Annotated in this window: 4 protein-coding genes and 1 pseudogene; 3 read left to right on the forward strand and 2 right to left on the reverse strand. The window is 70.5% G+C overall.

What is annotated here, in order from left to right; genetic code table 11:
• Positions 1–17 precede the first annotated feature (17 nt).
• Complete coding sequence (locus AB1L88_RS20825; RefSeq protein ID WP_367098622.1) at positions 18–3,362, reverse strand: PAS domain S-box protein; 3,345 nt, start codon at positions 3,360–3,362, stop codon at positions 18–20.
• Positions 3,363–4,160: 798 nt separating this feature from the next.
• Complete coding sequence (locus AB1L88_RS20830) at positions 4,161–4,457, reverse strand: transposase (protein WP_367098623.1); 297 nt, start codon at positions 4,455–4,457, stop codon at positions 4,161–4,163.
• A 289-nt stretch (positions 4,458–4,746) separates the two neighbouring features.
• Between AB1L88_RS20830 and AB1L88_RS20835 the strand changes: the two are divergent.
• The 3 genes and pseudogenes from AB1L88_RS20835 to AB1L88_RS20845 all read left to right on the forward strand — a co-directional run.
• Positions 4,747–9,615 (forward strand): annotated as a pseudogene (locus tag AB1L88_RS20835) (sulfatase-like hydrolase/transferase); the annotation flags it as partial.
• Between the two features lie 288 nt (positions 9,616–9,903).
• Complete coding sequence (locus AB1L88_RS20840; protein ID WP_367098625.1) at positions 9,904–11,313, forward strand: sulfatase-like hydrolase/transferase; 1,410 nt, start codon at positions 9,904–9,906, stop codon at positions 11,311–11,313.
• 80 nt (positions 11,314–11,393) lie between these two features.
• Positions 11,394–12,836 carry a sulfatase gene (locus tag AB1L88_RS20845; RefSeq protein ID WP_367098626.1) on the forward strand — a complete coding sequence of 481 codons (1,443 nt, stop codon included), beginning with the start codon at positions 11,394–11,396 and terminating at the stop codon, positions 12,834–12,836.
• Positions 12,837–13,603: the final 767 nt, after the last annotated feature.

Genomic DNA, 13,603 nt, shown 5'->3' on the forward strand with positions numbered 1-13,603 from the left:
AAGGAGGATCGGGGCCGTCACGGGGACGGTCGGCCGTCGGCCGGGGAGGGGCCGGGGCCGATGTTGCGGAGCAGTTCGATCAGGTCGTCGGGGTCCACCGGCTTGACGAGGTGGTGGTCGAACCCGGCTTCCCTGGACCGCCGACGGTCGGACTCCTGGCCCCAGCCGGTCAGGGCCACCAGCGTCGCCCGCCCGGTTTCGGGGCGGCCCCGGAGCCGGCGTGCCACCTCATGACCGTCCATGCCCGGCAGCCCGATGTCCAGCAGGATGACCTCGGGTCGGAGCGCCTCGGCCGCCTCCAGCCCCGCCGGGCCGTCGTGGGCGACCCGTACTTCCTGACCGTAGACCCACCCCAGCAGCTTGGCCAGGACATTGGCCGCATCGGCGTTGTCGTCCACGATCAGGATGCGGCGTCGGGGCAAATCCCCCTCGGAGTCCTGACGCCGATCGCCTCCCGGAGGGCTCGGCTCCGGCGGCGAGGCCAGGGGCACGGGCAGCCGGACGACGAACTCGCTGCCCGTGCCGGGCCCCTCGCTGTGCGCCGTGATCGAGCCGCCGTGCAGCTCGACCAGCGTCCGCACCAGGCCCAGGCCGATCCCCAGCCCGCCCTGGGCATACTGCCTGTGGTCGCCGACCTGGACGAACATCTGGAACACGTGGGGCAGCATCTCGGGGGCGATGCCGAGGCCCGTGTCCCGCACCCGCACGACGACCCGGCCGTCCACGGCCTCCGCCGAGAGGTCGATCCGCCCGCCCGGCTCGGTGTACTTGGCGGCGTTGTTCAGCAGGTTCCAGAAGACCTGCTCCAGCCTCGTCGGGTCGGCCTCCAGCCGGATCGGCCCCTCGGGGAGCGAGGCCTTCAGCCGGTGGCGGCGGTCTTCGATCTGGGGGCGTGCCGTCTCGATGGCCTGCCGCACGACCGTGTGCAGGTCCACGACCTCCGTGTGCAGCTCCAGCTTGCCCTTGCTGATCCTCGCCACGTCCATCAGGTCGTCGATCAGCCTCGCCAGGTGGGCCACCTGCCGCTCGGCCATCGCCCGCTCCGCCTCGTGGCCGCCCTCGGCCGGCTCCCGCATCAGGTGCAGGACCGTCCGGATCGGGGCCAGGGGGTTTCGCAGCTCGTGGGCCAGCGTGGCGAGGAACTCGTCCTTGCGGCGGTCTCCCTCCCGAATGGCCTCCTCGGACCGCTTCATGTCCTCGATGTCGGTACACGTCCCGAACCACCGCTCGATCCGCCCGGCGTCGTCCCGCACCGGCATCGCCCTGGCCAGGAACCAGCGGTACTCGCCCTCCTTCGACCGGAAGCGGTACTCGATCTCGTAGGGCTCGCCGGTGCGGAGGGCGAGTTCCCAGCGGTCGATGCTCCGCTGCCGGTCGTCGGGGTGGAGCGGGGCGTTCCAGCCGTGCCCCAGGCACTCCTCCGGGGTGCAGCCGATGTACTCGTACCAGCGGCGGTTGTAGTACTCGTGGTAGCCGTCGGGCCTCGTCACCCAGACGATCTGCGGCATGGCGTCGGCCAGCAGGCGGAATCGAAACTCGCTCCCCCGCAGCGCCTCCTCGGCCCTCCTCCGCTCGGTGATGTCCTCATGGACCAGGACCACCTCCCTGACCCGACCGGCGGCGTCCCTGAGCGGGTAGGCGACGGCCGAGACCCAACGTCGGGGGTCTTCGTGGCGAGTCCGCCGGGGGAGGGTCTCGTTCGGGTCATACTCGATGGCCGGCACCGCGGCCGGCTCGCCCGCGAAGGCCTGGCGGAGGTACGGCAGGATGCCCTTCGATTCGAGCTGGGGGTCGCCGAGCATGTTGTAGTCGGCGAGCGTGTCCAGGGTGAGGCCCCACAACTCCTCCCAGGCCCGGTTCACCCGCAGGGTCCGCCCGTCCGGCGACAACACCTGGATGCTGAAGGGGGCCTGCTCCATGAGCCCCCGGAACCGCTCCTCGCCCGCCCGCAGCGCCTCCTCGGCCCGCCGCTGCTCGGTGATGTCCTGCACCTCCAGGACGATCCCGGCCAGCGAGCCGCCCTCGACGATCGGCCGGGCGGCGCAGCGGACGGGGAAGGCGGTGCCGTCCCTGTGGATGAACACGTCCTCGTGGCCCCGCAGCTCCCGCCGAGCCAGGGCATGCCGGCCGATGGGGCACTGGTCCATCGGGAAGGGCGACCCGTCGGGTCGGTGGTGATGGACCAGCTCGTGCAGCCCCCGGCCCTCGGCCTCCCGGAGGGTGTAGCCGGTCATCGCCTCGGCGGCCGGGTTCATGAAGGTGGTGCGGCCCTCGGCATCCATCAGGAAGATGGCCGTGGTGGCGTTCTCGGCGATCACGCCGGTGAGCCGGGCCTGCCGACGGGCCGCCTCCTCGGCCTCCTTGCGCCCGGTGATGTCGGCGAACATCCCCAGCGCCCCGACGAAGCGGCCTTCGGCGTCGAAGCTCGGGCTGGTCGAGGTCTGGGCCCAGAGTTCCGTGCCGTCCTTGCGCCTCAGCCGGAACTCCCCCCGCCCCGCCTCGCCCGACTGGCGTCGCCCCCAGCGCCGCAGGCCCTCGGGGCGGTCCTCCTCGAAGGTGAAGTCCCAGGCCGACCGCCCGAGCATCTCCTCCGCCGTGTAGCCGAGCATCTGGGCCATGCGGGCGTTGACGAAGGTCGTCCGCTGGTCGGCATCGAGGGTCCAGATCCCCTCGTTGGCCGCCTCGACGATCCGGCGATACATGCCCTCGGACCGGTCCCTCTCGAGGGCGCCGGCCGCCAGGTGGGCCGCCCGACGGCAGGCCCGCAGCTCGTGGCCGGCGGGTCGGCGGGGCTCGGGCAGGAACGTGCCGAAGGTGCCCAGCACGCCGCCGGCCGACGAGCGGATGGGGACCGACCAGCAGGCCCGCAGGCCGACCGCCAGCGGCCCCTCCCGGCAGCGTTCCCAGAGCGGGTCGGCGGCGATGTCCTCGGCGACGACGACCTCGCCGGAGTGGGCCGCCGTGCCGCAGGAGCCGCATCCGGGGCCGACCGGCACGGCCTCGACCGCATCCCGATACGCCCGAGGGAGGCTCGGCGTGGCCGCCCACCGGAGGGCCTTGCCGTCGGCGTCGAGCAGCAGGACCGAGCAGGTGGCCCCGGCGCAGAGCGCCTCGATCATGCGGCAGAGGGCGTCGAGCACCTCGGCCGGGGGCCGTCCGGCGCCGATCATCGCCAGGATCGGCTCCTCGGCATCCAGCAGCGACTCGGCCCAGCCCTGCGGCGCAGGCGGGGCCGAGTCGCTGCTGGATGCCGGCACGGCCCCATCCGCCCGGCCCTGGGCGACGGGACCATCCCCGTCCTCCGGTCGCCCGTCACCCTGGCGCTCCGGGCCGAGCGGCTCGAATCTCGCTCTCTGGGACATCCTCGTTCCCTGCCCGCATTCGGTGCCACAGACGACGGGGAGCTTGCGAGCCGCTCGCCCACGACGGCCGGCCTCGTGCCGGTGACGCGGAGTCGCCCCCCGGAATCCCGTCCATCCTAACCGATCCGGGCATGGATCGTCTCCCCTGCTTGGACCTTCGGGACCAGGGCGTCCTCCGTTGATGGACCAGCGATTCAATCGCCTCGAAGGAGGGACGGGTCGCCTACAATGCCCCGCCTTCCGGCTCCCTGGATTCGGATCAAACCCCGCCCATTCCTTCGCACGCCGAGTGGGCGACCCCGCCGGTCACGCCCCTGCCGCCGAGATCCACCTCGACCAGCGGCAGGCAGGACCGGTGGAGGTAGATCGCCTGCTCCAGGCTGCGGTTGGCGACCGTTCCGGGCTTTCGCAGCGATCGTCCACCTCGACGGCCCTGGCCCAGCCCGCCGAGTCGGTGTCCCGCAAGAGGCGGCACTCGGCGTTCGGGCGGTACGGGCAGAACACGCAGGCGCTCCTGGGCACCTCGTGCGGGACCTCCTGCCCCTTGAGGTACTCCTCGCAGTCGCCCCTGGTCATCTCCAGGTCGAACTGGACTTCCCCAGGGATGGCGGGCGCCCGGTTAACGGTTTATCCGGCTCGTTCGTACTCGCTTGGCGAGAGGTATCCCAACGCGCCTGGCCGCCGTGCGACTCTGCGGCCTTCCCCGCCAGTCGTAGTAACCAACCGGGGAGACACGCGGGACCCGGCACATCGTCCGGACCGGCCATCGACCCCGGTGGCGTTCGACGAAGTCGTATCTCATGACGACTCCCTGGCGAAGAAGGCCGTCGCTTTTTTCAGGATGTCACGCTCCATCGTCAGCCGCTTGACCTCGGCCCTCAGGCGACGCAGCTCCTCCTCCAGGGCGGGCGGATTCCCGCGACCCGGGAAGGCGTGGGGGCCGTCCTTGTCGAGGGCCTGCCGCCAACCGCGCAGTGTGCTCCCGCCGATATCGAGGTCGCGGGCGACCTCGACGAAGCTGCGTCCCTGCTCGGTGACGAGCTTGACGGCCTCGGCCTTAAACTCGGGTGTGAATGTACGTCGTGTCGTCGGCATCGGTGGACTCCTGGGTTCGAGCTTACGCTCTTAACCGGGCGCCCGCCATCCGTGGGGAAGTCCACTGTCCACTTGGCCCAAGGGATGTGCTCCCCTGCCCACGGCTGAACTGTCAACTTCGGACGGGGCTGGATTCCGGAGGGCTACTGCGGCGAAGGCCCGGTCGATCCGGTACACTCCATCCATCCGGCACGATGGGATCGGCTCGCGGTCCGCGGGGCGTGCCGACCGACGGCTTCGCCCTCGGCTTGCCCGGCCTGATTCTCGACCCTGGGGGGTGGAACAAGCGATGAAACGCGTATCGAGAACCCTGGTGGCCATCCTCCTCTGCCTGACGGGTTCGACCGGCGTCGGCCAGGCGGCGGAGCGGCCGAACATCGTGCTGATCATGGTCGATGACCTGGGGTTCTCGGACCTCGGCTATCACGGCGGCGAGATCGAGACGCCGAATCTCGATGCGCTGGCACGGGGCGGGGTCCGATTCTCGCAGTTCACCAACACCGGCCGCTGCTGCCCGACGCGGGCGACGTTGATGACCGGCCTGCACCCGCACCAGACGGGCATCGGCCACATGACCAGCCCCCCCGGCTCGTCGCAGCACGACCTGGGGGTCGACGGCTATCGAGGCTTCCTCAACGACCGTTGCGTCACGGCCGCCGAGGTCCTCCGGCCGGCGGGCTACGCCACGCTGATGACCGGCAAGTGGCACCTCGGGAACGACCGGCGGGAGTGCTGGCCGCTGCAACGCGGCTTCGACCGCTTCTTCGGCTGCATCAGCGGGGCGACCCGGCATTTCCACCCCGCCTTGCCTCGCGGGCTGACGTCCGGGAATGACGGCGTCACGGCCTTGGAGAGCGCCACCGACCGGCCGTTCTACACCACCGACGCGTTCACCGATCACGCGATCCGGTTCATCGTCGAGCATCGGCGGGGCGACCGGAGCGAAGACCCGTTCTTCCTCTACCTGGCGTACACCGCCCCGCACTGGCCGTTGCAGGCCTTCGAGGAGGACATCGCCCGATATCGCGGCCGGTACAAGATCGGCTGGGATGAGCTCCGCGAGCGGCGCTACGAGCGGCAGGTCGACCTCGGGCTGATCGACCCCTCCTGGCCCCTCTCGCCGAGGACCGAGGGCATCCCGCCCTGGGAGACGCTCGACGAGTCGAAGCGGGATGAGATGGACCTCAAGATGGCGGTTTACGCCGCGATGATCGACCGCATCGACCAGAACATCGGCAAGCTCACCGACCATCTCCGGGAATCCGGCCTGCTGGATGACACCCTGATCCTCTTCCCGTCGGACAACGGCGCCTGCCAGGAAGGGGGAATGTTCGGGCGTGGGGAGTTCTACGATGTCGAGCGCCGGAACCGGGAATCGAACAACAGCTACGGCGAGGCCTGGGCGAACGCGTCGAGCACCCCGTTCCGCCTCTACAAGCATTTCCTGCACGAGGGGGGCGCGGCGACGCCGTTCTTCATGCACTGGCCCTCGGGGATTCCCGCGCGGGACGACTGGTACGCGTCGCCTGCCCAGCTGATCGACATCCTGCCGACACTGATCGACGTCGCCGAGGCGGAGTACCCGGGCGAGTCGCGGGGGCACTTGATCCCGCCACTGGAGGGGATCTCGCTCCGACCGGCCTTCGATGGCCGCCCTCTGGCGCGCACCGACCCGCTGTTCTTCGAGCACGAGGGCAACGCCGCGATCCGAGTCGGGGACTGGAAGCTCGTCGGCCGAGGCGTGGCGACGCCCGGCGGCACCGACGCGAGCCGCTGGGAGCTGTACGACCTGGCCGCCGACCGCACCGAGGTGGACGACCTGGCGGATGCGAGGCCGGAGAAGGTGCTCGAACTGGCCGGGCTCTGGGAGGCGTGGGCCCACCGCGTCGGCGTCTATCCCAAGGCCGAATCCGGGTCGAAACCGGGAGGGGCACCCGGTGCGCGGCAGGCGCAGGCCGATCCGGACCCGCCCCGGGTCGAGGGGCGCGGATTCACCGTGAGCGCCACGATCCGCGACCCGAAGCCCCATGGTGTCGTGCTCTCCCACGGCGGTTTGAGGCATGGCTACGCCCTGCATTTCGTCGAGGGGCGCCCCGCCTTCTCGATCCGCCGCCGGGGGGAGCTGACCGAGCTGGTCGCCGACCACCGCCCGGTCCGGGGCAGGGTCGAGATCACGGCCAGGCTGACCGAACAGACGATGTCGATCGCCATCGACGGCGAGATCGTCGCCGAGCGGGAGTCGCCCGGCCTCCTGACGGGCCAGCCGGCGATCGGTCTCTATGAGGGGCTCGACTTCGGCGATCCGGTCGGCCGTTACGAGGCCCCGAATGCCTTCAACGGCGCGATCCTTTCCGGAGAGGTCGAGGTCGATGCCGCCGGGGTCGCCATGCGATCCCCCTGGGGCGAGCAGCTCGAACAGAACCCGAGGGCCATCCCCTGGACCGAGTACCCCCGGCCCGCCCTGCGACGCGACTCCTGGTGGAACCTCAACGGCTCCTGGCAGTACGCGGTCACCGACAGGGAGGCCGAGGCCGCACCCGAATCCTGGGACGGCCGGATCCGGGTCCCCTTCGCGATCGAGTCGCCGCTCTCGGGCGTGGAGCGGCGGCTCACCCCCGACGAGGCCCTCTGGTATCACCGGACCTTCGAGGTCCGCAAGAGGGAAGATCGCCGGTATCGCATCAACTTCGAGGCCGTCGACTATCGATCGACGCTCTGGGTGAACGGCCGGGAGGTCGGCTCGCATACCGGCGGCAACCTTCCCTTCTCGTTCGACATCACCGACGCCCTGGTCGAGGGCGAGAACCGATTCACTCTGCGCGTGACCGACGGCACCGACACCGCCTATCAGCTCCACGGCAAGCAACGCCTGAAGCCCGAGGGGATCTGGTACACGCCGGTCTCGGGCATCTGGCAGACGGTCTGGCTGGAGGAAGTCCCGGCCCGGTCCATCGAGGCGTTGCGGGTCAAGGCGCAGCTGGATGGCCGCGTCGAGATCGAGATCGAGGCCCATTCGGATGGGCCGATGCCGGAGGTCGCTCGCGTCGAGGCCTCGCTCGATGGGGCCGTCGTCGCCCGGACCGAAGGCCCGCCGGGTCAGCTGGTGCTCCAGATCCCCGACCCGAGGCCGTGGTCGCCCGACTCGCCCACGCTGTATGACCTCGAAGTCACCTTCGGCGACGACCGGGTCACCTCGTATGTCGGCCTCCGGGAAGTCTCACGCCGGCGCGATGCCGATGGCCACTGGCGACTGACGCTCAACGGCGAGGATGTCTTCCACTTCGGCACCCTCGATCAGGGCTGGTGGCCCGACGGGCTGCTGACGCCGCCGTCGGACGAGGCCATGCAATTCGACATCCGGTTCCTCAAGGACGCCGGCTTCAACACGATCCGCAAGCACATCAAGGTCGAGCCGAGGCGATATTACTCCCACTGCGACCGGCTCGGAATGCTGGTCTGGCAGGACCAGGTCAGCGCCCGCCGGCCGGACGATCCGGAGTGGACGCGGCTGGAGCCCGACCCCGAGGAGGGGACCTGGCCCGAGGAGGCGCATCGCCAGTTCATGGCCGAGCTGAAGGGCATGATCGATGCGCTGGGCCACCATCCGTCGATCGTGATGTGGGTCCCGTTCAACGAGGCATGGGGTCAGCACCGGACGACGGAGGTCGGCGAGTGGGTCGTCGCGTACGACCCCACGCGGCCCATCAACGTCGCCAGCGGCGGGAACTTCCACCCGGTCGGCCACGTCGTCGATCACCACCAGTACCCCCATCCCGGCTTCCCGTTCGGGCTGGGCGAGGGGGGGCGGTTCGACGAGTTCGTCAAGGTCGTGGGCGAGTTCGGCGGGCATGGATTCCCGGTGCCGGGGCACCTCTGGAGTGCCACGACGCGCAACTGGGGCTACGGCGGCCTGCCGAAGAACAAGGAGGAATGGCTCGACCGCTACCGGGAATCGATGCGGCTGATCGCCGAGTTGAGGTCTCGGGGGATCGCCGCCGGGATCTACACCCAGACGACCGACGTCGAGGGGGAGATCAACGGCCTGCTGACCTACGATCGCCGGGTCCCCAAGGTCGCCGCCGAGCAGCTACGTGCCATCCATGAGGAGCATGGCCTGGCCGAGCCGGCGGCCGAGGCGCCGCAGGCCGAGCCGGCGGCACGCCCCGGCCGAGCCGGCCGGAACCCGGGCCGCCCGGACATCGTCGTGTTCCTGTCCGACGACCACACCTGGCGCGATTCCTCCCTGTACGGCTCGCCCGACATCGCCACGCCCCACATGGATCGGCTGGCCGAGGCCGGCATGACCTTCGAGAACGCTTATGTCGTCTCGCCGAGCTGCGCCCCCAGCCGAGCGGCCCTGCTGACGGGGCTCTACCCGGCACGGAACGGGGCCGAGGCGAACCATTCCCGGCCCGGGGAAGACCTGAAGCGACTGCCCGCCTACCTGCAAGAGCTCGGCTACGAGGTCGTCTCCTTCGGCAAGGTCGGGCATTATCAACAGACGCCCGAGCAGGGGTTCGACCTGGCACGCCACTTCGGTTATCACGAGGACATCGCCATCCCGGAGGCCCTGGACTGGCTCCGAGATCGCGGGGCCAGCACCGAGAGGCCGCTCTGCCTGTTCGTCGGCACGAACTGGCCGCACGTCCCCTGGCCCGACGACATCTCGGGCATCGATCCGGACCGGTTGATCGTGCCCCCGAACCACGTCGACAACGAGGCGACCCGCGCGAGCCGGGCGCGCTACGTCGCCGCGGTCCGCACGATGGACGAGGAACTCGGCCAGGTCTTCGACCTGGCCCGGGAGGTCCTCGGCGAGGACACCTTCTTCCTGCACACCAGCGACCACGGCGCCCAGTGGCCGTTCGGCAAGTGGAACCTCTACGACGACGGCATCCGCACCCCGCTGATCGTCAGCTGGCCGGGCCGGGTCGAGGCCGGGGCCCGCACCGACGCCCTGGTCTCCTGGATCGACATCCTTCCCACGCTCATCGAGGCGGCCGGGGGATCGCCGCCCGCCGGGATCGACGGCCGCTCCTTCCTCCCGGTCCTGGAGGGCAAGGCCGACGCGCACCGCGACCAGGTCTTCACCACGCACAGCGGCGACGGCGACAACAACGTCTATCCGATCCGAGCGGTCAGCACGTCCGACGGCTGGAAGTATATCCGCAATCTGCACCCCGAATTCCGATTCACCAGCCACGTGACGACCCGGCCCGGGCGCGGCGGCTACTGGCCGAAATGGCTCGAATCGGCCGAGACCGACGAGGACGCCCGACACAAGGTGGACGCCTACCGGCGACGACCCGCCGAGGAACTCTACCGGGTCCGCACCGACCCCTACGAGCAGGAGAACCTGATCGACGCCCCGGAGCACGCCGAACGGCTGGCTATCCTTCGCTCGGCCCTCGACGACTGGCTCGAACAGACGGGCGATCCGCAAGCCATCTTCGGGACGCCGAAGCTCCTCGATGCGTCCTCACGCCCGAACGTCATCACGGTCTTCATCGACGACATGGGCTGGGGGGACCCGTCTTGCTTCGGCAACCGGACCGCGCGTACGCCGCAGATCGACCGGCTTGCCGAGGAAGGCATCCGGTTCACCAACTTCTATGTCAATTCGCCCATCTGCTCACCGTCTCGCGTGGCCATCTCGACGGGCCGGTATCCGCAGCGGCATCGGATCACCTCGTTCCTCAACAATCGCAGGGACAACGCGAGGCGGGGCATGGCCGACTGGCTGGACCCCGAGGCCCCGATGCTCGCCCGGATCCTCCAGGAGCACGGCTACGCGACCGGCCACTTCGGGAAATGGCACATGGGCGGCCAGCGCAACGTAGACGACGCGCCGCCGATCTCGGCGTACGGGTTCGAGGCATCCCTGACCAACTTCGAGGGGATGGGGGCCAAGCTCCTGCCGCTGACCTTCGAGCCCGGCCAGCAGCAGCCGGGCCGGATCTGGGCCGATGCCGAGCGGCTGGGGGGGCCGGTCACGTGGATGCCCCGTTCCGAGATCACGGGGGGATTCGTCGATGCCGCCCTCGCCTTCATCGAGGAGGCGACCCGGGCCGGGCGGCCGTTCTACGTCAACCTCTGGCCCGACGACGTCCACACCCCGCTCTGGCCCCCCGTGGAGGCCTGGGGCGACGGCTCCCGGCGGGCGAAATACCGTGCGGTTCTTGAGGCGATGGACGCGCAGCTGGCCCCGCTGTTCGACCGCATCCGAGCGACGCCCGAGCTGCGCGACAACACCCTGATCGTACTCTGCTCGGACAACGGCCCGGAGCCGGGCTGCGGCTCGGCCGGCCCGTTCCGGGGCTCGAAGGGAACGCTGTTCGAGGGGGGCATCCGCTCTCCCCTGATCGTCTGGGGGCCGGGGCCGATCCCGAGGGAAAGCCGAGGGGAGGTCAACGACTCGTCGATCCTCTCGGCCATCGACCTGGTCCCCTCGGTGCTCTCGATCGCGGGCATCGCCCCCCCCGAGGGCGTGGACTTCGACGGGGAAGACATGGGCGAGACGCTGGTCGGCAAGTCCCGGGACTCCCGCTCGGCGCCGCTGTTCTTCCGGCGGCCGCCGGATCGCAAGGACGTCGCGGGCCTGGGAGAGCTGCCGGACCTGGCGGTCCGCCTCGGCCGCTGGAAACTGCTCTGCGACTACGACGGCGGCCGCGCCCGGCTGCACGACCTGGAGGCGGACCCGGGCGAGGCGCACGACCTCGCCGATGAGCATCCCGAGGTCGTCGCCTCCTTGACCCGCGCCGTCCTCGATTGGCACGCCGCGATGCCGCCCGACCGCGGCCCCGCCCTGGGAGTGAAGTCCGTTCAAGGACCGTCGGACGGAAAGGTGGATCGATGACTCCCGCCCTGCTGCGCCCGCTCGCCCTGCTGGGGCTCGCCGGCCTGTTGTGGCCGGGCGGCCGTGGCGTCGCGGCCGGGATGGCGGACACCGGGCCGCCGAACGTCCTGCTGATCCTGGTCGACGACCTCAAGCCGGCGCTGGGGTGCTACGGCGACGAGGCCGCAAGGACCCCGAACATCGATCGCCTGGCGGCCCGAGGCCTGCGCTTCGACCTGGCCTACTGCAACCAGGCCGTCTGTGCGCCGTCGCGATTCACGCTGATGCTCGGCTCCCATTCCACCTCGACCGGCCTGTACGGCCTGGGAAGCCCGCTGCGCCGGGTCGTCCCCGACGCGGTGACCCTCCCCCAGCACTTCGCTCGCCACGGCGGCTATCGGACCGAATCGCTCGGCAAGGTCTTCCACGTCGGCCACGGCAACGAGGGGGACCCCGAGTCGTTCGACGTCCCGCACTTCCACGACAAAGTGATCGAGTACCTCGACCCCGAGAGCACCGGCGGCGGGCGGCTCACCCGGGAGGAGGCGCTGTTCACCAACCGGCAGCTCGATCGGATCGCCTCGCTGCCGCGCGGGGCGGCCTTCGAGGCGCCGGACGTCCAGGACACCGCCTACGCCGACGGCCGGGTCGCGGCCGAGACGACGAGACGCCTGCGGGCGGCGAAGGAGCGTCGCGAGCGGGACGGGACCCCGTTCTTCATCGCGGCCGGGTTCGTGCGTCCCCACCTGCCGTTCTCGGCGCCGAGAAAATACTGGGACCTGCACGACCCCGCGCGCCTGCCGATGCCCCGCTTCGAGGAGCTGCCCGGCGATGCCCCGGCGGTCGCCGGCAAGCGCGGGGGGGAGATCGAGGCCTATCATCCGGTCCCGGAGGGGCACCGCGGGCCCTATCCGGACGCCTTGAAGCGGGATCTGATCCACGGCTACTACGCCAGCACGAGCTTCGTCGACGCCCAGATCGGCACGGTGCTCGACGCGCTCGACGAGCTGGGCCTGGCCGACAGCACGATCGTCGTGCTCTGGGGCGACCACGGCTTCCACCTCGGCGACCTCGGCATCTGGACCAAGCACACGAACTACGAGCAGGCCAACCGGATCCCCCTGCTGATCGCCGCGCCGGGGGTGACCCGGCCGGGCTCGTCGACGCGCCAGCCGGCCGAGAGCGTCGACCTCTTCCCGACGCTGGCGGAGCTGGCCGGGCTGCCCGCCCCGGAGGGCCCGCAGCCGATCGACGGCCTGAGTCTGGTGCCGGTGCTGGAGGACCCCGGCGCCCGGGTCCGCGACCATGCCTATCACGCCTACCCCAAGGCCCGGCTTGGCCGAGCGATCCGGACCGAGCGATACCGCCTGGTGGAGTGGAGGCGAGCCGGGGAGCCCGATGACGCCGCGGACTTCGAGCTCTACGACTATGACGTCGACCCGCTGGAGACCAGGAACCTCGCCTCGCAGCGTCCCGAGATCGTCACGAGGTTGAGAGCCAGGCTCGACGCCTATCCGCCGCCCGTGCCGCGTCCGGCCAGATGAGCCGGCGCCCCGGGCCGCGGCGATGGGCGTGCCCCCCGGCATGGCGATCCGATCGCCCCGGATCGCCACGTCGACGAAAAACCACGGATTGCCGGTGCCATCGACGATCCGGGGCATCCGCGAGACCTTGGGGCTCGAGGACTGGAAATGATCGCGTAAGCGGGGCCCACCTGGGGGTGAAACGACCGTCACTACGGGGCCGCGGCATTTTCGCGTCAAGACGGGGGGACTCACTGACCTGGAAGTACTTGCGGCACGTGCGCCCTTCGGGACAGGGATAGACCCCACGCACACGCTCCCGGGCCTGCAGCAGGTTCAATATCTCGATGCGGCGGCGAGCTTGCCATGATCCATCGGTTCGAGTCCCCTTCAATTGAGCGGGTCAGGTTACGGTGTCGGGACCGAGCCGTCACAAACCGCCGTGATTCAGCGGCGCCAGACGGTCCTTGGCCCCAGCCGACGTCGGCGAGACGGCGAGGCCGGCCCCGTCCCGTCCTCCCTTGACACCGGATCGGGAGGCCCGGAGGATGACCCCACCGACCGGGCCACCACCCGCATGTGCCGGAACCTGCTTCTTAGCGATGCTCGGAGGACGTCGGCGGCATCCCGATCCACGGCGGCCGGCGCCCGACTCGGGACGCCGGCCGGCCCGATCTCCCGAACCCGGACCCCTGCCGAGCCGGTGCGGCGTCCGAGGCGGGCGTGCCCGCCGGGATGATCGCCCCGCCCCTCAGCCGTGTCGATCGGGGGGCGGCAGGATACGCTCC

Origin of the sequence: Tautonia sp. JC769 (assembly GCF_040717455.1) — a bacterium.
GTDB lineage: Bacteria > Planctomycetota > Planctomycetia > Isosphaerales > Isosphaeraceae > Tautonia.